At 66.5% G+C, this 19410-nt stretch carries 18 protein-coding genes and 1 riboswitch; of the genes, 5 read left to right on the top strand and 13 right to left on the bottom strand.

Features of this window, described 5'->3' with window-relative positions:
- Window positions 1–12: 12 nt before the first annotated feature.
- Window positions 13–190, bottom strand: a riboswitch (yybP-ykoY riboswitch).
- A gap of 262 nt (window positions 191–452) precedes the next feature.
- On the top strand, window positions 453–1022 hold the full coding sequence (locus tag BM133_RS16590; RefSeq protein ID WP_093435768.1) for an RNA recognition motif domain-containing protein: 570 nt from the start codon (window positions 453–455) through the stop codon (window positions 1020–1022).
- Between the two features lie 98 nt (window positions 1023–1120).
- On the opposite strand, the gene BM133_RS16585 is transcribed toward BM133_RS16590, so the two are convergent.
- The 4 genes from BM133_RS16585 to BM133_RS16570 are packed head-to-tail and all read right to left on the bottom strand — an operon-like array spanning window position 1121 to window position 4132.
- Window positions 1121–1909, bottom strand: a complete 789-nt coding sequence (locus tag BM133_RS16585; RefSeq protein WP_093435765.1) for an SDR family oxidoreductase — start codon at window positions 1907–1909, stop codon at window positions 1121–1123.
- Between the two features lie 23 nt (window positions 1910–1932).
- A complete protein-coding gene (gene lptC, locus BM133_RS16580; protein WP_177224857.1) occupies window positions 1933–2586 on the bottom strand; it encodes an LPS export ABC transporter periplasmic protein LptC in 654 nt (217 codons plus the stop codon).
- The gene (locus tag BM133_RS16575; protein ID WP_093435762.1) at window positions 2583–3131 is read right to left on the bottom strand and encodes a KdsC family phosphatase; all 549 of its coding nucleotides are present in this window, start codon (window positions 3129–3131) and stop codon (window positions 2583–2585) included. The genes lptC and BM133_RS16575 overlap by 4 nt, the downstream gene beginning before the upstream one ends.
- Window positions 3131–4132 carry a KpsF/GutQ family sugar-phosphate isomerase gene (locus BM133_RS16570; protein WP_093435759.1) on the bottom strand — a complete coding sequence of 334 codons (1002 nt, stop codon included), beginning with the start codon at window positions 4130–4132 and terminating at the stop codon, window positions 3131–3133. The genes BM133_RS16575 and BM133_RS16570 overlap by 1 nt, the downstream gene beginning before the upstream one ends.
- A gap of 88 nt (window positions 4133–4220) precedes the next feature.
- Between BM133_RS16570 and BM133_RS16565 the strand changes: the two genes are divergently transcribed.
- A complete protein-coding gene (locus BM133_RS16565) occupies window positions 4221–6206 on the top strand; it encodes a monovalent cation:proton antiporter family protein (RefSeq protein WP_093435756.1) in 1986 nt (661 codons plus the stop codon).
- A gap of 105 nt (window positions 6207–6311) precedes the next feature.
- Here BM133_RS16565 and BM133_RS16560 read toward each other — a convergent pair whose 3' ends face one another.
- The 7 genes from BM133_RS16560 to rpmH form a co-directional block, all read right to left on the bottom strand.
- Window positions 6312–7259 (bottom strand): zinc ribbon domain-containing protein, encoded by a 948-nt coding sequence (locus tag BM133_RS16560; RefSeq protein ID WP_093435754.1) that lies wholly within the window; start codon window positions 7257–7259, stop codon window positions 6312–6314.
- A 94-nt stretch (window positions 7260–7353) separates the two neighbouring features.
- Window positions 7354–7815: a Crp/Fnr family transcriptional regulator gene (locus BM133_RS16555; RefSeq protein WP_093435751.1), complete on the bottom strand. Its 462-nt coding sequence runs from the start codon at window positions 7813–7815 to the stop codon at window positions 7354–7356.
- 101 nt (window positions 7816–7916) lie between these two features.
- Window positions 7917–9326 carry a tRNA uridine-5-carboxymethylaminomethyl(34) synthesis GTPase MnmE gene (gene mnmE, locus BM133_RS16550; protein WP_093435748.1) on the bottom strand — a complete coding sequence of 470 codons (1410 nt, stop codon included), beginning with the start codon at window positions 9324–9326 and terminating at the stop codon, window positions 7917–7919.
- 75 nt (window positions 9327–9401) lie between these two features.
- Window positions 9402–11093: a membrane protein insertase YidC gene (gene yidC, locus BM133_RS16545; RefSeq protein WP_093435746.1), complete on the bottom strand. Its 1692-nt coding sequence runs from the start codon at window positions 11091–11093 to the stop codon at window positions 9402–9404.
- Complete coding sequence (yidD, locus tag BM133_RS16540) at window positions 11090–11377, bottom strand: membrane protein insertion efficiency factor YidD (RefSeq protein WP_013544365.1); 288 nt, start codon at window positions 11375–11377, stop codon at window positions 11090–11092. The genes yidC and yidD overlap by 4 nt, the downstream gene beginning before the upstream one ends.
- Window positions 11374–11787, bottom strand: a complete 414-nt coding sequence (locus tag BM133_RS16535) for a ribonuclease P protein component (RefSeq protein ID WP_093435743.1) — start codon at window positions 11785–11787, stop codon at window positions 11374–11376. Before BM133_RS16535 ends, yidD begins: the two co-directional genes overlap by 4 nt.
- Before the next feature lie 86 nt (window positions 11788–11873).
- Complete coding sequence (rpmH, locus tag BM133_RS16530; RefSeq protein ID WP_007834827.1) at window positions 11874–12008, bottom strand: 50S ribosomal protein L34; 135 nt, start codon at window positions 12006–12008, stop codon at window positions 11874–11876.
- A 288-nt stretch (window positions 12009–12296) separates the two neighbouring features.
- Between rpmH and dnaA the strand changes: the two genes are divergently transcribed.
- The 3 genes from dnaA to gyrB all read left to right on the top strand — a co-directional run bounded on the left by dnaA (window position 12297) and on the right by gyrB (window position 17631).
- Window positions 12297–13676, top strand: a complete 1380-nt coding sequence (gene dnaA / locus BM133_RS16525) for a chromosomal replication initiator protein DnaA (RefSeq protein ID WP_093435740.1) — start codon at window positions 12297–12299, stop codon at window positions 13674–13676.
- 89 nt (window positions 13677–13765) lie between these two features.
- Window positions 13766–14872 (top strand): DNA polymerase III subunit beta, encoded by a 1107-nt coding sequence (gene dnaN, locus BM133_RS16520; RefSeq protein WP_093435737.1) that lies wholly within the window; start codon window positions 13766–13768, stop codon window positions 14870–14872.
- Between the two features lie 137 nt (window positions 14873–15009).
- Entirely contained in the window at window positions 15010–17631 is a 2622-nt protein-coding gene (gyrB, locus tag BM133_RS16515; protein ID WP_093435735.1) for a DNA topoisomerase (ATP-hydrolyzing) subunit B, read from the top strand.
- 77 nt (window positions 17632–17708) lie between these two features.
- Here gyrB and BM133_RS16510 read toward each other — a convergent pair whose 3' ends face one another.
- Both BM133_RS16510 and BM133_RS16505 read right to left on the bottom strand, forming a co-directional pair.
- Window positions 17709–18446: a Crp/Fnr family transcriptional regulator gene (locus tag BM133_RS16510; protein WP_093435732.1), complete on the bottom strand. Its 738-nt coding sequence runs from the start codon at window positions 18444–18446 to the stop codon at window positions 17709–17711.
- Between the two features lie 40 nt (window positions 18447–18486).
- Complete coding sequence (locus tag BM133_RS16505) at window positions 18487–19383, bottom strand: OmpA family protein (protein ID WP_256219234.1); 897 nt, start codon at window positions 19381–19383, stop codon at window positions 18487–18489.
- Window positions 19384–19410 lie beyond the last annotated feature (27 nt).

Genomic DNA, 19410 nt, shown 5'->3' with positions numbered 1-19410 from the left:
CGTGGGGTTCCTTGGGCCGAAGGACGCAATTGACCGTGCAACACCTTCGGCCATATTCCCGAAGTTGCACGGTCAAAGGTCTCGCCAGGTGTGTTCACTGCACGCGCCATGTCCTGTGTGGGGCAGGACAAGTCTGTTGACGCGGGCCCTTCTCGAAAACGGAAGGCGGCTACTCCCCAATGACGGGGCGAATTCTACCTGTAACGCCAACCGCCTCATTCCATTCTTGTAAGCGTGCGCTAGCTTTCTCGGGCTTTGACAAGTGCTACGCCAAGAAGCAATTTCCCGCTTGCTTTTTGCATATTTCACCCATAATGCACGAGCCTCCCTCTTCATTTTTGGTCGGGAGGTAGTTCGGTGATCGGCCAGTTTCGCGCGACTCGACGGCTCTCGTTTGAGTGATGCTTTCGGGACTCCATCGCTTTTCTTGATGTGTTTATAGGAGTCCCTTGATGGGCAACAAACTGTACGTCGGCAACCTGCCTTACTCGGTGCGCGACGGTGATCTCGAACAGGCATTCGGGCAGTTCGGCGCAGTGACCAGCGCCAAAGTCATGATGGAACGCGACACCGGTCGCTCGAAGGGCTTCGGCTTCGTCGAGATGGGCAGTGACGCCGAAGCGCAAGCTGCCATCAACGGCATGAATGGCCAGCCCCTGGGCGGCCGCAGCGTCGTCGTCAACGAAGCACGTCCCATGGAAGCACGTCCCCCGCGCAGCGGTGGTGGCGGCGGCTACGGTGGCGGCGGTGGTGGTTATGGCGGTGGTGGCGGTGGCTACGGCGGTGGCGGTGGTGGCGGCTACGGTGGTGGCGGCGGCGGCGATCGCAGCGGTGGCGGTGGCGGCCGTTCCGGTGGTGGTGGCGGCTACGGCGGCGGCGGTGGCCGCAGTGGTGGCGGCGGCGGTGGCGGCGATGGCGGTTTCCGCAGCCCCTACGGCGCAGGCCCCCGTGGCGGTGGCGGCGGTGGTCGCTCCGGCGGTGGTGGCGGCGGCTACGGCGGTGGCGGCAACAGCGGCTACTGAGCTCTCAGGCTCCGGCACACAAAGACAAAAGGCTCCTTCGGGAGCCTTTTTCGTTGGCGTTGGCGTTGGCCTGGGCTTTGGGCATTGGCGCGAAGGACTCAGCCTTCGCTGCTGCGCTTCTTGCGCCCGCGGCCCTGCACCACGCGGTCGAGCAGGGCATTCGGCAGCATGCGCATGATCTTGGCGATCACGCCCATCTGCCAGGGAATCACGCGGTAGCTGGTGCCGGCCTCGATGGCGCGCAGCGCCTGGTCGGCAAAGTCCTCGGCCTTCATGAGAAAGGGCATGCCGTAGCGGTTGCCCTGCGTGAGCGGCGTGTCGATGTAGCCCGGGCACAGCGTCACCACCTTGACGCCGCTTTTGTGCAGTTCGCCGCGCACGCTCTCGCAGTAGGCGACCACGCCGGCCTTGCTCGCGCAGTAGGCGCCGTGTCCCGGCAAACCGCGAATGGACGCGACGCTCGCGATGCCCACCAGCCGGCCGCTGCCGCGCTTTTGCATCGCCGCGATGAAGGGATGAAAGGTCGCCATCAGGCCGACGTTGTTGGTCGCGAAGGTGCGGGCCATCACGTCGATGTCCGCGCGCTCGGCCGTGTCGACGCCCACGCTGATGCCGGCGTTGGCAATCACCACGTCGGGCAGGCCCTGGCGTTCGATGCAGGCGGCGCCGGCGGCGACGATGCTGTCCGTCTGTGCCACGTCGGCGCTGTAGATCTGGTAGCGGCCGGCGTCCAGCTGGCGCCCCGCCGCCCACGATTCGATCTCCGCCGTGCGCCGGGCGACCAGCGCCAGCCTGTAGCCCGCGTCGTAGAAACTCGCGGCCAGCGCCTGGCCGATGCCGCTCGAGGCGCCGGTGATGAAGACCAGCGGGGACGACGTGGTGGTCATGCGTGAATGTTCTTTTTTCTTCTTCAGCGCGGCTTGCCGCCCGGGGTGGCCGCCGACGGCACCAGGAGGCCCTTCACCCGGCCGGTCAGGTTGGCCACGCCGCTCAGGTTGTCGTAGTCCAGGTTGTCGGCCGTGAACTGATCGGTGCCGCGAATCAGCGTGACCGGCTTGTTCGAGGTGACGCGTTCGGTGTCCAGGAAGGCGTGCAGGAAGTCGCCGCGAAATTCCAGGCGCGGCGTCGGCTTGCCGTTGGCGCCCACCGAAGGATCGCGGATGACGATCGCGTTGCCGAACAACTGGATCTCGCTGCCGTCCGAATTGGAGAGCCCGCGGTTGGCCGTGGAGCGGGTCGTGTAGCCCTGCGGCGAGACCGAGCGCATGTTCACGTCGTCGACCTCGATGGTGTCGGTGTCCGGATAGTGCCGGCCTTCCTTGCCGTGCAGTTCGCTGCGCAGGTCGCCGTTGGGCAGGAAGTTCTTGATCACGAAGTCGCGCATGAAGTAGTCGGGCTCGTGCGTGGGCGCTGCCTTGGCGGTGGGCTCCAGCAGCTTGGGGGCGTTGCGCACCAGCCAGTAGGTGCCCAGCGCCACGGCCGCCGTCAGGATGATCGGCAGGTAGATCGTCGCGCGGTCGAGCACGTCGCGCACCAGGCCCCATGCGCTTTTCAGGTTGTTCATGGGTTCGGGCCTCGCGCGGCGTCGAGCAGGTGCCGGTACTGGCCGCAGGCCGTGAGCAGCAGGTCGCAGAATTCGCGCGCCGCGCCTTCGCCGCCCCGCGCCTGGGTGACGTAGCGCGCGATGCCGCGCACTTCGGCATGCGCATTGGCCGGTGCCGCGGCGAAGCCCACGCGCGTGAGCACCGGCAGGTCGGGCCAGTCGTCGCCGATGGCCGCGGCCTGCGCCCAGGTGAAGCCGAGTTGTTCGAGCATGGTTTCGGCCGCGGGCAATTTGTCTTCCGTGCCGTAGCGCACGTGTTCGATGCCCAGCGCCTCGAGCCGCACGCGCAGCGGCTTGGAATCGCGCCCCGTGATCACGGCCGGCACGATGCCCGCCAGCCGCAGCAGCTTCAGGCCATAGCCATCCAGGATGCTGAAGCGCTTGAGTGTTTCGCCGTGCTCGGTGAAGTAGACGCCGCCGTCGGTCAGCACGCCGTCGATGTCGAAGAAGACGATGCGGACATCCTGCGCGGCGAGCAATGTTTCGGCCTGGAACGCGAGCGGCATCAGATGACTTTCGCGCGCATCAGGTCGTTGGTGTTGATCGCGCCGACGATCACACCCGCGTTGTCGATCACGAACAGGCGGGTGATGCCGCACTGCTCCATCAGTTCGGCCGCCTCGACCGCCAGCGCATCGACGCGGATGGTCCGCGGATCGCGATGCATGATGTCGGCCGCCTTCGGCGAGCGCAGGTCGGCGCCCGCTTCGATCAGGCGGCGCAGGTCGCCATCGGTGAAGATGCCCAGCGCGCGGCCGTCGGGCTCGACCACCGCGGCGGCGCCGAAGCCCTTGATGCTCATCGCGCGCATCAGTTCGCTGACAGTGGCTGACGGCGGCACGCGGGGCACTTCATCGCCCGAGCGCATCACATCGCTCAGGTGCGTGAGCAGCTTGCGCCCGAGCGCGCCGCCGGGGTGCGAGCGCGCGAAGTCTTCGGAGCCGAAGCCGCGCGCATCGAGCAGCGCCACGGCCAGCGCATCGCCCATCGCCATCTGGGCGGTGGTGCTCGCGGTGGGGGCGAGGTTCAGCGGGCAGGCTTCCTTGGACACACCGGCGTCGATCACGATGTCGGCGTGGCGCGCAAGTGTGGATTCGAGGCCGCCGGTCATGGCGATCAGCGGCACGCCCTGGCGCTTGACGACCGGCAGGATGACGGTGAGTTCGTCGACCTCGCCGCTGTTGGAGATGGCCAGTACCAGGTCGACCGACTTGATCATGCCGAGATCCCCATGACTGGCCTCGGCCGGGTGCACGAACATCGCCGGCGTGCCGGTGGAGGCGAGGGTGGCGGCGATCTTGCGGCCGACGTGGCCGCTCTTGCCCATGCCCATCACGACCACGCGGCCGCGCACTTCGAGGATCTTGCGCACGGCGTCCACGAAGCTGGGACCGACACGGTCCTTCAGGCCGAGGACGGCTTCGGCTTCGATGTCGAAGGTCAGGCGTGCCCGAGCGAGGATGGCTTCGGGGTCGACCACTGGGGCCGGGGCGGGGCGGGAGCTCATTGCCGGATTTTACGGGCCACCCAATGCCGCGAGACGGCATGCCCCGGGCAAGCCCCGGGGCACGGACATTGCTCTAGCATCCGCACCCATGTCTTCGTTCGATCTCACGCTGTTGTACTTGCTGGCCGCGGTGATCGGCGTGGTGGTCTGCCGGTCGCTCAAGCTGCCGCCGATGCTGGGGTATCTCTCGGCGGGCGTCTTGATCGGGCCGCATGCGTTCGCATTGGCGCAGAACTCCGAGGGCATCCGGCACCTGGGCGAATTCGGCGTGGTGTTCCTCATGTTCGTGATCGGGCTCGAATTCAGCCTGCCCAAGCTGCGGGCGATGCGCAAGCACGTGTTCGGGCTAGGCCTCCTGCAGGTGCTGCTGACGATGGCCCTCGCCACGGCCGGCGCCCTGGTCATCGCCACGCAGTTGCCGCCGGCCTGGCGCCTGGGCTGGCAGACGGCGCTCGCGCTCTCGGGCGCACTCACCATGAGCAGCACCGCCATCGTGGTCAAGCTCATGTCCGAGCGGCTCGAGCTGGAGAGCGAACACGGCAAGCGCGTGATGGGTGTGCTGCTGTTCCAGGATCTGGCCGTGGTGCCGCTGCTGGTGCTGATTCCCGCGCTCGGCGCGCCGCCCGAAGCGCTGGCCAAGGCGCTGGGCCTTGCGCTGGTGAAGGCGACGGTGCTGATCGGCCTCCTGCTCTACGGCGGCCCGCGCGTGATGCGCTGGTGGCTCACCCTCGTTGCGCGGCGGCGCAGCGAAGAGCTCTTCATCCTGAACGTGTTGCTGATCACGCTGGGGCTCGCGTGGCTCACCGAGCTGGCCGGCCTGAGCCTGGCGCTGGGCGCGTTCATCGCCGGCATGCTGGTGTCGGAGACCGAATACAAGCACCAGGTCGAGACCGACATCCGCCCCTTCCACGACGTGCTGCTGGGGCTCTTCTTCATCACGGTCGGCATGTCGCTCGACTGGCACATCGTGGTCGATCGCTGGCTGCTGGTGGCCGTGCTGCTCCTGGTGCCGCTCTTCTTCAAGCTGGCGCTGGTGACGGTGCTGGCGCGGGTGCTGGGTGCGACCTCGGGCGTGTCGCTGCGCACCGGCCTCTATCTCGCGCAGGCCGGCGAGTTCGGCTTCGTGCTGCTGACGCTCGCGCAGGAGCGCAGCCTCCTGCCGCCCTGGCTCGCGAACCCGGTGCTGGCCTCGATGGTGCTGTCGATGCTCGCCACGCCGTTCATCATCATGTACAGCAACGCCATCGTGCGAAAGCTGGTGGCCAGCGACTGGCTGCAGCAATCGCTGCAGATGACGAGCATCGCGCGCAAGACCATCAACACCGCGAAGCACGTGATCATCTGCGGCTACGGGCGCTGCGGGCAGAACCTGGCGCGCATCCTGGAGCGCGAGGGCATTCCGTACATGGCGCTCGACCTGGACCCCGACCGCGTGCGCCAGGCCGCCGCCGCCGGCGACTCGGTGGTGTTCGGCGACGCGGCGCGGCTGCAGGCGCTGATGGCCGCGGGCCTGGCGCGCGCCAGCGCTGTGGTGGTGACCTACCTCGACGTGCCGGGCGCGATGAAGGTGCTGGCCAACACGCGCGCCCACGCAGCCCACGTGCCGGTGATCGTGCGCACGCAGGACGACCACGACCTGGAGAAGCTGCAGGCCGCCGGCGCGACCGAGGTCGTGCCCGAGGCCATCGAAGGCTCGCTGATGCTCGCGAGCCATGCGCTGGCGCTGGTCGGCGTGCCGATGCGGCGCGTGATCCGCGTGGTGCAGGACCAGCGCGACGCGCGCTACAACCTGCTGCGCGGCTACTTCCACGGCGCCGACGACGACAACGCCGACGAGATCGATCACGAGCGGCTCAACAGCTTCACCCTGAATCCCGGCGCCCGCGCCATCGGCCACACCCTGGAGCAGCTGGCGCTGGACACCCTGGGCGTGCGCGTCGCCACCCTGCGCCGCCAGGACGGCCAGGCCCGCGTGCCTACCGGCGAGACCGTGCTGACGGATGGCGACACGCTGGTGCTCTCAGGCAAACCCACCGCGCTGGCCATCGCGATCGAACGCCTGCAAAAAGGCTGACGTCCCCTTCGGGAATACCGAGGAACCGGCTTTGCCGGGCCTCAGGCATTGCCCCCGGTAGGGGGTTGGCGCAGCGACACGAAGTGCGCGCAGCCTGGGGGTGAGCTAGTTGACCAGGGTGGGGTTGCGCTTTTCTTCTTCGAGCCGCTGCTGGCGCCGCACCGCTTCGCACTGCGCATGCGCCTTGAACTCGGGCTTGAGGCACTGCGTCGCCATGCACTGGGCCTTGGCGATGAAGTTGCGGTCACCGCACAGGGCCTGCGGTTCGGCGGGAGCGGCCGGGGCCGCTGGCGGCGGTGCCGTCGCGGTGGCAGCTGCCGGGGCTTCGGGCGCTGCGGACGGCGGCGTGGCCGTCGCCTGCTTGCGCGGCGGCTTGGCCGCAGGCTTGGGCGTTGCCACCGGCGCGGCGGGAGCCGCCTCTGCCGCGGGCGCCTCGACGGCCGGCGTTTCGGGTGGCGCAGCGGATTCGGCGGGCGGCGGCTCGGCGACCGCCGGTGCGGCAGCAGGCACCGGGGCGGGCGCGGCAACGGGCGGCGGCGGGGCCTCGGCCCGTTCGGCGGCCTTGCGGGTGCCATAGCCGTACCAGCCGGCGACCACCATCACCACCGCGACCGCCAGCAGGCCCAGCCAGAGAACCAGGCCACGCCGGCGCAGCGGCGGTTCGGGAGGTTCGGGTGTGCGCGGCACCTTGACCCGCGCGCGCTTGCGCTCGGAGCGCTCGCTGCCGGAGGACGACACCGGCGCGGGTGGCTGGCCGGGCGCCAGGATCACGGTTGGCTCGCCGCCCGGCGCGGCGGCCGGCGCCCTGCCGAAAAAGCTGCGCGAGGACGGCGCGGGCTCGGGGAGATCGAAGAGCGGCGCCGGGATCGTCGGCGCGCGCAACTGGGCGGGCGCGGTCGTGGCCCACTCGCGGTCGGCCTGACTCCCCGAACCGAGGGGGCTGGGGGCAGGAGGCATACGGGCGGTCGTCGCGGACAGCGTCGTGCCGCAACTCTTGCAGAAATTCGCGCCGTCACGGTTTTCCGTGCTGCAGACCGGACAGATCGAGGCCATGGCTTACTTACTGACTACTCTCGGAATCCAAAAGAACAAGAACTTTGCTGCGCGCGGGGCCTGCTGATCGGTCTGGCTGTGCGCCCGAGACGCCTCAGGTCACTGCCACGCGCTTGGAGCGGTGCGCCATGCGCTTGGCGATCACGGCGCCGAGCGCCATTGCGATCTCCAGCGCCATGTTGGGCTGGCGGTTCGACATTTCCGCGAAGCGGATCGCGGTGAGGCGCCAGACGCGTCCCGCGCCGGTGACGACCACGTTGGCCGAGTGCGGCTGGCGCGAGAAGAAAGCGCCTTCGCCCACCACGGCGCCGGGCGTCAGGACCGCCAGGCGCATCTGTTCCTTGCTGCTGACGCGGTGCACGCTGATGGCGCCGCTCTCCACGAAGAACACCGAGCGGTCCGGTGTGTTCTGCTCAATCAGCACGTCGCCCACGCCGGTGTCGATGGGCTGCAGGTAACCGGCCACCGTGTCCCATTGCTGGACGGTGAAGGTCAACGCAAACGCGTCGATGCTCGTGTTTTCCGCGATGGCGCGGCTCAGGTTCTGGATGGACATTTTTTCTTCGGCCCCCGCATGTGAGTCGAAGTATCCGCGAAGGCCACGAGTTTCGGCTACAAGTGTTTACGTTTCGCCGGGCGCCGCGTCGCCATGTGTCGCTATTTCCCGATACAGAAGCGCGAAAAGATGACACCCAGCAGGTCGTCGGCGCCGAACTCCCCGGTGATCTCGTTGAGCGCGTTCTGCGCCAGCCGCAGTTCCTCGGCCAGCAGGTCCAGCAGCTGGGCTTGGGCCGCCAGGTGGCTCGCGGCCAGCGCCAAGTGGGTCTCGACCTTGCCGAGCGCCTGCACATGGCGCGCCCGCGCGAGGTAGACGCCCTCGGGCACGGACTGCCAGCCGGCCATCGCCAGCAGCTGATCACGCAGGGCCTCGATGCCAAGGCCGGTCTTGGCGGACAGCGCGATGCCACGAGCGGGAGCGGCGGTCGGCGCGGCATCCTGCTTGTTCCAGACATCGAGCACCGGCACGCTCGCGGGCAGCTTGCCCTGGAGCCCGCGCAGGATCTGCGCATCGGCGGCGGCGTAGTCCGGCTGCTCGGCGCGCGTCAGGTCGTGCAGGAACAGCACGGCGTCGGCGCTTTCGATCTGCCCCCAGGCGCGCGCCACGCCGATCTGCTCGACCTCGTCGCTGCTGTCGCGCAGGCCCGCAGTGTCGGCCACATGCAGCGGCACGCCGTGGATCTGGATGGTCTGGGAGACCACGTCGCGCGTGGTGCCCGCCACCGCGCTCACGATGGCCAGCTCGGCGCCGGCCAGGGCGTTGAGCAGCGAACTCTTGCCCGCGTTCGGCTGGCCCGCGATGACCACCTTGATGCCTTCGCGCAGCAGGGCACCCTGCCTGGCGCGCTGCTGTACCGCGGCGAGTTGCGACTGCAGCTTCGTGAGTTGCCCGGCCGCATCGGCCTTTTGCAGGAAGTCGATTTCCTCTTCCGGGAAGTCGAGCGTCGCCTCGACCAGCATGCGCAGGTGGATCAGCGCATCGCGCAGCGTGTGGATCTCGCGCGAGAACGCGCCCGACAGCGAGCGCCCGGCGCTGCGCGCGGCCGCCTCGGTGCTGGCGTCGATCAGATCGGCGATCGCCTCGGCCTGCGCCAGGTCGATCTTGCCGTTGAGGAAGGCGCGCTGGCTGAACTCGCCGGGCTCCGCCACGCGCAGGCCGGGCAGGCGCGGGCGGCCGGTGACCGGGTCGGCTTCGGCCGCGGCTTCGAGGCAGCGCGCCAGCAGCAGCTGCAGCACGACCGTGCCGCCGTGCGCCTGCAGCTCGAGCACGTCTTCGCCGGTGAACGAGTTCGGCGAAGGAAAGTGGATCGCCAGGCCGTGATCGACCGGCTCGCCAACGGCGTCCCGGAACGGCAGGTACGTTGCCTCGCGCGGCTTGAGGGCGCGTCCGCAGACCGCCTCGATCAGCGGTGCCAGCCGGGCGCCGGACACCCGCACGATGCCCACCGCCCCGCGCCCCGAGGCGGTGGCGATGGCGACGATGGGGTCTGTGGTGCGGGCGAACGTCATGGCAGGCGCGATTCTTTCAGCAAAAAGGAAAAGGGCCGCGGATGCGGCCCTTTGCGCTAACGGAGGTCGTGCGGCTTACTTGCCCAGCACGCCCAGCCGCTTGTTGATGAACCACTGCTGCGCGATCGACAGCACGTTGTTCGTGATCCAGTACAGCACCAGGCCGGCCGGGAAGAAGATGAACATCACGCTGAACGCGAGCGGCATGATCCACATCAGCTTGGCCTGCATCGGATCGGGCGGCGTCGGGTTGAGCCAGGTCTGGAACAGCGACGTGGCCGTCATCACGACCGGCAGGATGTACCAGGGGTCCGGTGCCGAGAGGTCGGTGATCCAGAGAATCCACGGGGCGTGGCGCATTTCGACCGACGACAGCAGCACCCAGTAGAGCGCGATGAACACCGGGATCTGGATCACGATGGGGAAGCAGCCGCCCATCGGATTGACCTTCTCGGTCTTGTAGATCCGCATCATTTCTTGCTGCATCTCTTGCGGCTTGTCCTTCAGCCGCTCGCGCATTTCCATGATCTTGGGGTTGATGGCCTTCATCTTGGCCATGCTGGCGTAGGCCTTGGCGTTGAGCCAGTAGAAGGCCGCCTTCAGCAGCACCACCAGCGCCACGATCGACCAGCCCCAGTTGCCCAGGATGCCGTGCAGCTGGGTGAGCAGCCAGTACAGCGGCTTGGAGATGATCGCGAAGATGCCGTAGTCCTTCACCAGGTCCAGGCCCGGGGCGATGGCTTCGAGCTTCTTTTCTTCTTCGGGACCTGCGAACAGCGCGCTGTTCACGACCTGCGTGGCACCCGGGGCGATCTTTGGCAGCGTGGCCACCATGGCCACGGTGAAGAGGTTGTCGCCCAGGTCCTTCACGCGGAACTCGCGGCGCAGCTGTTCGCTGGCCGGGTCGCCCTTGAGCAGCCACGCCGACGCGAAGTAATGCTGAACCATCGCGATCCAGCCGTCGTTGGCCGGCGGCGGCGGTTCGATCTTGCCTTTGGCGATGTCCTTGAAGTCGAGCTTGTGGAACTTCTTCTCGTTGGTGTACGCGGCGGGACCGGTGAAGGTGTTGGTGCCGAACATGGTGCCGGCGGCCACGGTGCCGTGACGCAGCAGCTGTAGGTACAGCTGCGCCTCGCGCGGCTGGTCGCTCACGTTGACCACCTCGTGGCGCACGCCGATGACGTAGTCGCCGCGGTGGAACACGTAGGTCTTGATGTACTTCAGGCCACCGACGGGCGCGCTCTCGAAGCCCACTTCCAGCGTGTTCTGGCCATCGGCCATTTCGCGCGGGCCGGCCTTCGCCGTCATCGGCGTCAGGTGGTTGGGGAAGCGGTCGCCCGAGTCGACCTGGTTCAGGAGGCCGGTCTGCGCCACGTAGCGGGTGGCCGGCGAGCCGTTCTCGAACAGCACGACGCGCTTGGTGCGGTCAGCTTCGTCGTACTTCTGCAGCTCGAGGTTGTTGACCGTGCCGCCTTCGCTGTCGATCGTGGCCTTGAACAGGTCGGTGGTCACGATGACCTGCTCGCGGGGCGCAACCGCCGCAGCCTGCGTGGGCACGGCGCCTGCGTTGCCGCTGGTGCCGGATGCCGTCGGCACGCCGTTGCCGGCTGCGGGCGCGGTGCCAGCCGGGGCAGCGGCCACGGCCGCCGGCTTGCTCGAGGGCAGGAAGGTCGGCTTGTTGCCGTTGAAGACCTGCCATTGGTCCCACAACAGCACCAGCGAGAACCCAAAAATCACCCACAGGATCGTGCGGCGGATATCGTTCATGACGAAGACTTCTTGTCGGAGGAGAGAAGAGACGAAAACAGCGAGCCTGACTTGTCAGTGCGACACGGTGATTTCGGTGGAACCGGATCGTGGCCGCCCTGGCACCAGGGCTGGCAGCGCGCGATGCGGTGCAGAGTGAGGTAGCTGCCCTTGAGCGCGCCGTGCACTTCCAGCGCCTCGATCGAATACACCGAGCAGGTCGGCGTGAAGCGGCACGACTGGCCGAGCCAGGGGCTCAGCAGCAGGCGGTAGCCCTTCACGAGGCCGATCAGCAGGCGTTTCATGGGGAGGAGGGGGAAGAGGAAGGCGGTGCCGGCGAGCGCGCGGCCCGCGCCAGCAGTTGCTGGAGTTCGGCGCGCACGGCGCCCTTGAGCTTGTCCGAGGACGCGCTCACGAACTCCTTGCGATCGAAACCCGCCCGCAGCCGCACCACGTGCGCAGCACGAGGCAGGCCGACGTCGGGCGCGGCGCTCACGGTATAGATCTGGCGCTTGATGGCGTTGCGCGTGACTGCGCGACGCGCCCAGCGCTTGGGCACCATGGCGCCCAGCCAGACATCGTCGGACGCGAACAGCGGAGCCGCGCTCGATGCGAGATCGAGCGCACAGCGATGCAATGCGAAATGAGCAGTGCGCGCCACGGTGGCACCTGCGAGGACGGCCTGGAATTGCGCGCGGGTCTTGAGCCGCTGCATGGAAGCCGAGCCGGACACGTCAGTAGCGCTAGCTGAAAGAGCTGGCGCTGACGGGTCGGCTGCTGGCAACGGCAGGTGGGCTGCCGTCAGACAGCCAGGCGCTTGCGGCCCTTGGCGCGGCGTGCGTTGATGACGGCACGGCCGCCACGGGTCTTCATGCGGACCAGAAAGCCGTGGGTACGGGCGCGGCGGACTTTGGATGCTTGGTATGTGCGTTTCATGATGGTTCCAGATTCCCTGATTTCCGCATGCGAAAAAGCCGCGGGCGCTGGGGAGCGTGTTTCGGATGGCCCCCGAAAGACGCAATGAGGTTTTCAGGGAAACCCGCAATTATCGCAAACATTCGGCCCGGGAACAATCTTCGACTGGATTTGCGGGCCTTTCGCAGCCGTCCACAGCGTGTGGATAAGGTTTTGACAAGTTAGAATGCCGGGCGCCTTCCAGCAGAGAATATCCACAATACCTATACCAAGAAATGCCCGAGGGATTCACCACTTTTCAAAGCGCCCATGTCGACTGACGGCATCGGCGAAAGCCTCTGGCAGGCCTGCGTCGACCAGCTCGCGCAGGAGCTGTCCGAGCAGCAGTTCAACACCTGGATCAAGCCCCTGACAGCGCAGGTCGCCGACGATCTTTCGCGCATGACGGTGTTCGTGGCGAACCGCTTCAAGCTGGACTGGATCCGCGCCCAGTACGCCGGCAAGATCGCCGCCATGGCCGAGAAGATGTACGGCCAGCCAGTGGCCGTCGAGTTAGCGCTTGCTCCTCGCGAAGCGCCCGTGCGCTCTACGCCCGTGGCCGTGATGACCGAGACCGATGTGCCGCGCGACGTGGCCGGTCCGGGCGAGGAACCCGCCGCCGCCGGTTTCAAGAACCGCCTGAATTCGGGCCTCACTTTCGACACCCTGGTCGAAGGCACGGCCAACCGCATGGCGCGCGCCGCCGCGATGCACGTGGCCGGCATGCCGGGCCATCTGTACAACCCGCTTTTCATCTACGGCGGCGTCGGCCTGGGCAAGACCCACCTGATGCACGCCGTGGGTAACCGGCTCCTGGCCGATCGCCCTGATTCCAAAGTTCTCTACATCCACGCCGAGCAATTCGTCTCGGATGTGGTCAAAGCCTATCAGCGCAAGACTTTCGATGAGTTCAAGGAGCGGTATCACTCGCTCGATCTGTTGCTGATCGACGATGTGCAGTTCTTCGCCAACAAGGACCGGACGCAGGAAGAGTTCTTCAACGCGTTCGAGGCCCTGCTCGCCAAGAAGTCGCACATCGTGATGACCAGCGACACCTATCCCAAGGGGTTGGCCGACATCCACGAGCGCCTGGTTTCGCGCTTCGATTCGGGCCTCACGGTGGCCATCGAGCCGCCCGAGCTCGAGATGCGCGTGGCCATTCTGATCAACAAGGCGCGCGCCGAATCGGCCGAAATGCCCGAGGAAGTGGCCTTCTTCGTCGCCAAGAACGTGCGCTCCAACGTGCGCGAGCTCGAAGGAGCGCTGCGCAAGATCCTGGCCTATTCGCGCTTCAACCAGAAGGAGATCTCAATCGCCCTGGCGCGCGAGGCGCTGCGCGACCTGCTGTCGATCCAGAATCGCCAGATCTCGGTCGAGAATATCCAGAAGACGGTGGCCGACTACTACAAGATCAAAGTCGCCGACATGTACAGCAAGAAACGCCCGGCCAGCATTGCGCGGCCGCGGCAGATCGCGATGTACCTGGCCAAGGAGCTCACCCAGAAGAGCCTGCCGGAAATCGGCGAGCTGTTCGGCGGGCGCGACCACACGACGGTGCTGCACGCGGTGCGCAAGATCTCGGGCGAGCGCCAGCAGCTCACCGAGCTCAACCAGCAGTTGCACGTCCTCGAACAGACGCTCAAGGGCTGAAGCCGGATGCCATCCGAAATGCCCCTCGCGACAGCGGAGAATGGCGTCTTACAAGCTGATTCAAAGAGATAAGAGAAGAGGAAGAAGACATGATCGTTTTGAAGGCAACCCAAGACAAGGTTCTTGCAGCGCTGCAGTCGGTGGCGGGCATCGTCGAGCGGCGCCACACGCTGCCGATCCTGGCGAACGTGCTGATCCGCAAGACCGGCGGCCAGCTGCAGCTGACCACCAGCGACCTGGAGATCCAGATCCGCACCACGGCCGAACTGGGCGGCGACGAAGGCAACTTCACCACCACCATCGGTGCGCGCAAGCTGATCGACATCCTGCGCACCATGCCGGCCGACCAGACCGTGAGCCTCGAATCGAGCGCGAGCAAGCTGGTGCTCAAGGGCGGCAAGAGCCGTTTCACGCTGCAGTCGCTGCCCGCCGAAGACTTTCCGCTGGTGCAGGAAGCGGCCAATTTCGGCCCCGTGTTCAGCGTGCCGCAAAAGACGCTGAAGGACCTGCTCTCGCAGGTCTCGTTCGCGATGGCCGTGCATGACATCCGCTACTACCTGAACGGCATCCTGTTCGTCGCCGAAGGCAAGCAGCTGAGCCTGGTGGCCACCGACGGCCACCGCCTGGCGTTTTCGTCGGCCATGCTGGACGTCGAGGTGCCACGGCAAGAAGTCATTCTTCCGCGCAAGACCGTGCTCGAAATGCAGCGCCTGCTGTCGGACGCCGAAGGCGCCATCGAGATGCAGTTCGCCAACAACCAGGCCAAGTTCAGCTTCGGCGGCATGGAATTCGTCACCAAGCTGGTCGAGGGCAAGTTCCCCGACTACAACCGCGTGATTCCCAAGACCCACAAGAACACCGTCACGCTCGGCCGCGCGCCGCTGCTGGCCAGCCTGCAGCGCACCGCCATCCTGACCAGCGAGAAGTTCAAGGGCGTGCGCCTGAACATCGAGCCCGGCACGCTGCGCATCGCATCGAACAATGCCGAGCAGGAAGAAGCCCAGGACGAGCTGGACATCGACTACGGCGGCGACGCCATCGAGATCGGCTTCAACGTCACCTACCTGATCGACGCGCTGTCCAACATGGACCAGGACATGGTCAAGCTGGACCTTGCCGACTCCAACAGCTCCGCGTTACTGACCATCCCCGAGAACGCATCCTTCAAATACGTCGTGATGCCGATGCGGATTTAACAAGTTAGACAACAAAGCGCCTTGCGCAGACAACCCGCGGCCCTCCGCGGGTTTGCGCTTTCAAGAGGCGGCGAATTGAGTTCTCGAGAGCCCGAAAAATCACGTCGATGCCGTGAGAGAGATAGAGGAATATCCGAATGAGTGCAGAAGAAAACAAGCCCGAAGTCCCGCACACCGAGCCGGTCTACACGCCTGAAGTCCAGGTCGTCGCGCCTGAAGTCATCCTGGCCGACACCAGCTACGGCGAAGGCTCGATCACGATCCTGGAAGGGCTTGAAGCCGTGCGCAAGCGCCCCGGCATGTACATCGGCGATACCTCCGACGGCACGGGCCTGCACCACCTGGTGTTCGAAGTGGTGGACAACTCCATCGACGAGGCGCTCGCGGGCCATTGCGACGACATCGTCGTCACGATCCACAGCGACAACTCGATCTCCGTCACCGACAACGGCCGCGGCATCCCCACCGGCGTGAAGATGGACGACAAGCACGAGCCCAAGCGCTCGGCCGCTGAAATTGCGCTCACCGAACTGCACGCGGGCGGCAAGTTCAACCAGAACAGCTACAAGGTCTCGGGCGGCCTGCACGGCGTGGGCGTGTCCTGCGTGAACGCACTGAGCATCAAGCTGCGCCTGATCGTGCGCCGCGAAGGCAAGATCCACGAACTCGAATTCAGCCGCGGCTTCGTGCAGAACCGCCTGCTCGAAACGGTGAACGGCTTCGAGGTCTCGCCCATGAAGATCATCGGCGACACCGACAAGCGCGGCACCGAGGTGCACTTCCTGCCCGACACCGAGATCTTCAAAGAGAACGCCGACTTCCACTATGAAATTCTCAGCAAGCGCCTGCGCGAGCTGAGCTTCCTGAACAACGGCGTGCGCATCCGCCTCCTGGACGAACGCACCGGCAAGGCAGACGACTTCTCGGGCGCCGGCGGCGTGCGCGGCTTCGTGGAATTCATCAACAAGGGCAAGACCGTCCTGCATCCGAATTCGTTCTATGCAGCGGGCGAGAAGCCGGCCGACACCTACGGCGGCATTCCCGGCACGCACATCGGCGTGGAAGTGGCGATGCAGTGGAACAGCGGCTACAACGAGCAGGTGCTGTGCTTCACCAACAACATCCCGCAGCGTGACGGCGGCACCCACTTGACGGGCCTGCGCGCCGCGATGACCCGCGTCATCAACAAGTACATCGAAGAGAACGAGTTCGCGAAAAAGGCGAAGGTCGAAGTCACCGGCGACGACATGCGCGAAGGCCTGTGCTGCGTGCTGAGCGTGAAGGTGCCCGAGCCCAAGTTCTCCAGCCAGACCAAGGACAAGCTGGTCTCCAGCGAAGTGCGCGCGCCGGTGGAAGACATCGTCGGCCGCCTGCTCACCGACTACCTGCAGGAGCGCCCGAACGACGCCAAGATCATCTGCGGCAAGATCGTGGAGGCCGCCCGCGCCCGCGAAGCGGCCCGCAAGGCCCGCGAAATGACGCGCCGCAAGGGCGTGCTCGACGGCATGGGCCTGCCCGGCAAGCTGGCCGACTGCCAGGAAAAAGATCCCGCCCTGTGCGAGGTCTACCTGGTGGAGGGCGACTCCGCCGGCGGCTCCGCCAAGCAGGGCCGCGACCGGAAGTTCCAGGCCATCCTGCCGCTGCGCGGCAAGATCCTGAACGTGGAGAAAGCGCGCTACGAGAAGCTGCTCACCAGCAACGAAATCCTGACGATGATCACCGCGCTGGGCACGGGCATCGGCCGCGCGGGCGCCACGACCTCGGGCGGTGGCGCGGACGACTTCAACGTCGCCAAGCTGCGCTACCACCGCATCATCATCATGACCGACGCCGACGTGGACGGCGCCCACATCCGCACGCTGCTGCTCACGTTCTTCTACCGGCAGATGCCCGAGCTGGTCGAGCGCGGCCACATCTACATCGCGCAGCCGCCCCTCTACAAGGTGAAGGTCGGCAAGGAAGAGCAGTACCTGAAGGACGGCCCCGCGCTGGACGCGTTCCTCCTGAAGGTCGCGCTGAAGGATGCGCGCATCGAGACCGGCGGCGCCACATCGACCACGCTCACCGGCGACACCCTGGCCGAACTGGCGCGCAAGCACCAGGTGGCCGAAGCCGTGATTGCGCGCCTGCGCAACTTCATGGACGCCGAGGCCCTGCGCGCCATCGCCGACGGCGTGGCGCTCGACCTGGACACCACGCCTGCCGCCGAAGCCTCGGCCGTGGCGCTGCAGGCCAAGCTGCGCGAGCTCAACACCACCGGCATCCCGGCCGAGGTGAGCAGCGAATTCGACGCCCGCACCGACAAGCCGCTGCTGCGCATCAGCCGCCGCCACCACGGCAACATCAAGAGCAGCGTGCTCACGCAGGACTTCGTGCACGGCGCCGACTACGCGGCGCTGGCCGAAGCGGCCAACACCTTCCGCGGCCTCCTGAGCACCGAAGGCGCGCTGGTCAAGCGTGGCGAAGGCGAACGCGCCAAGGAAGAAAAGGTCGACGACTTCCGCCAGGCCATGAAGTGGCTGATCAGCGAAGCCGAACGCGCCACCTCGCGCCAGCGCTACAAGGGCCTGGGCGAAATGAACCCCGAGCAGCTGTGGGAAACCACGATGGACCCCGCCGTGCGGCGCCTCTTGCGCGTGCAGATCGACGACGCGATCGAAGCGGACCGCGTGTTCACGATGCTGATGGGCGACGAGGTGGAGCCGCGGCGCGAGTTCATCGAGCAGAACGCGCTGCGGGCGGCGAATATCGACGTGTAGAAGAGGAGAGGGGGAAACCGCCGAGCCCCCGGGTTTCGGTTTCTCCGTCCACGTTCGGATTCACGGCCGACCGGCCATCACGCGCCGATCGGCGCCGTGCTTTGCCCCAGCTTTCGCAACGTCGACAGGTCGAGAATGATCATCCCGTTGTACTCGGAGCGAATCAATGCCATGTCTTCGAGCGCCCGCATCTCCTTGTTGATGGACCTGCGGGTCACCTGCAGCATGGCGGCCAGATCATCCTGCGAGAGCCGCAGGCGAAGGCGTTGCGTGCTCTCTTCCAGGCCGTAGATCTGCACAAGTCCACCGATGGCCGCCGCCAGGCGCTGGCGGGTGTTGCCCGTGAGGTGGTCCAGCACCGTCGTGAAGATCTGGCGGTGCTGCCTGGACAACGTGCGAGCCATGCTCTTCCACAACAGCGCCTCGGCGCCCAGCGTCCGAAAGACAACCGGCGCCGGCAGATGAATCACGGTGGCATCGCCATGTGCGCGATAGCCGTGCAACGGCGCGTCGTTCGGAACAAGGCCGCGCGAAATTCCGGCGACCAGGCCCGATCCGAGGATGGCGATGGGCGCATGCGAGCCGTCCGGGTAGATGCGTTCCACCATGACGTGACCCGCCACCACGATCAGCACCTCCGCCTCACCGCTCGCTTCGCTGTGCACCAGGTCGCCACGCACATACCGGCGCAGCCGCGAAGCCGGCAGCAACCGCTCCAGAAGTTCGTCCGGCCACGATGAAAAAACCTCCGACAAGGCAAAGCCTTGCCGGATCAGCGCCGGATCTCCCGGCTTGCCGTCCGGCGGATTCAGCAAAACCTTCTCCTTTCCGATCGAGGTCTTGCCCGCCGAACGCCTACGACTCCCCCGCGACCTCGATCTCCACGCGCCGATTGGGCTGCAGACAGGCCACCAGCACCGCTCTGGGGACGCCGCCCGGACAAGCGACCAGCGGACGCCGGCTGCCCTCGCCGTGCACCTGCATCACGCCCTCGGGAACGCCCGACCGAACGAACAACGCTCGCACGGTGCGGGCTCGCGAGACCGACAGCGCGTCGTTCCCGGCGATGGTGCCGAGCCTGTCGGCATGTCCGGTGATGCGCACGCTGCGCACCGACCTGAAATCGCGTTGCACCTGCGCGGCCAGCGCGGCGATGCGGCGCCGGCCTTCGGGCAGCAGGTCTTCAGGTGCGTGCTTGCCGAAGCGAAACAGGCCGTCGGTGCCGATCGATGACTTCGTCACCGATCCGGAAGAAGGCTCCGGTTGCGGGCTCGGCACCATTGCCGGTGGAGCCGCCATTGCCATTGCAGGCGCGTCCAGAAACGCGGCGCAGCCTGCAGGCTTCCAGTGGAAGGTGCGCGCCAGGCTGTTCTTGTCGAAAAGCACCTTGTACTGGCAGGTGGTCACGCGGGTGCCGGGGACGGCGCGGAACTGGAAGAGGTAGTCCCACTCGCGCACCGCGCCGATGCCTTCCGCAAAATGCGGTGCGCCCAGCAGGTCGTGCAACTGATCCTTCGTCACGCCGGCACCCACTTGCCGCAGGTTGTCGACGTTGGGAAAGATGCCGCCTTTCGCCCAAGCGCTCGACGGCTCCGGAAAAACGATCTCGCCGACGGTGCCGTCGCCCATGACATCTTTGCTCACCGTCGAGGTTCCGCAGCCTGCGAGAAGTACCGCCGCGCTGAATGCGGCGGCCGCCATCGCGCCCGGGGTCCTGCGCGCCGGTGCGCGATTTTTCATGCTCATGTTCATTTTTTCTGTTCGATGTTCTTCGTTGCG

This window comes from Variovorax sp. 770b2, assembly GCF_900115685.1.
Taxonomy (GTDB): domain Bacteria; phylum Pseudomonadota; class Gammaproteobacteria; order Burkholderiales; family Burkholderiaceae_C; genus Variovorax.
This window is presented reverse-complemented; position numbering and strand designations above follow the sequence as displayed.

Bases quoted from the DNA above. Each gene is read 5' to 3' on its own strand.
- BM133_RS16590 (WP_093435768.1), top strand. From the start codon at position 453: ATGGGCAACAAACTGTACGTCGGCAACCTGCCTTACTCGGTGCGCGAC.
- BM133_RS16585 (WP_093435765.1), bottom strand. From the start codon at position 1,909: ATGACCACCACGTCGTCCCCGCTGGTCTTCATCACCGGCGCCTCGAGC.
- lptC (WP_177224857.1), bottom strand. From the start codon at position 2,586: ATGAACAACCTGAAAAGCGCATGGGGCCTGGTGCGCGACGTGCTCGAC.
- BM133_RS16575 (WP_093435762.1), bottom strand. From the start codon at position 3,131: ATGCCGCTCGCGTTCCAGGCCGAAACATTGCTCGCCGCGCAGGATGTC.
- BM133_RS16570 (WP_093435759.1), bottom strand. From the start codon at position 4,132: ATGAGCTCCCGCCCCGCCCCGGCCCCAGTGGTCGACCCCGAAGCCATC.
- BM133_RS16565 (WP_093435756.1), top strand. From the start codon at position 4,221: ATGTCTTCGTTCGATCTCACGCTGTTGTACTTGCTGGCCGCGGTGATC.
- BM133_RS16560 (WP_093435754.1), bottom strand. From the start codon at position 7,259: ATGGCCTCGATCTGTCCGGTCTGCAGCACGGAAAACCGTGACGGCGCG.
- BM133_RS16555 (WP_093435751.1), bottom strand. From the start codon at position 7,815: ATGTCCATCCAGAACCTGAGCCGCGCCATCGCGGAAAACACGAGCATC.
- mnmE (WP_093435748.1), bottom strand. From the start codon at position 9,326: ATGACGTTCGCCCGCACCACAGACCCCATCGTCGCCATCGCCACCGCC.
- yidC (WP_093435746.1), bottom strand. From the start codon at position 11,093: ATGAACGATATCCGCCGCACGATCCTGTGGGTGATTTTTGGGTTCTCG.
- yidD (WP_013544365.1), bottom strand. From the start codon at position 11,377: ATGAAACGCCTGCTGATCGGCCTCGTGAAGGGCTACCGCCTGCTGCTG.
- BM133_RS16535 (WP_093435743.1), bottom strand. From the start codon at position 11,787: ATGCAGCGGCTCAAGACCCGCGCGCAATTCCAGGCCGTCCTCGCAGGT.
- rpmH (WP_007834827.1), bottom strand. From the start codon at position 12,008: ATGAAACGCACATACCAAGCATCCAAAGTCCGCCGCGCCCGTACCCAC.
- dnaA (WP_093435740.1), top strand. From the start codon at position 12,297: ATGTCGACTGACGGCATCGGCGAAAGCCTCTGGCAGGCCTGCGTCGAC.
- dnaN (WP_093435737.1), top strand. From the start codon at position 13,766: ATGATCGTTTTGAAGGCAACCCAAGACAAGGTTCTTGCAGCGCTGCAG.
- gyrB (WP_093435735.1), top strand. From the start codon at position 15,010: ATGAGTGCAGAAGAAAACAAGCCCGAAGTCCCGCACACCGAGCCGGTC.
- BM133_RS16505 (WP_256219234.1), bottom strand. From the start codon at position 19,383: ATGAACATGAGCATGAAAAATCGCGCACCGGCGCGCAGGACCCCGGGC.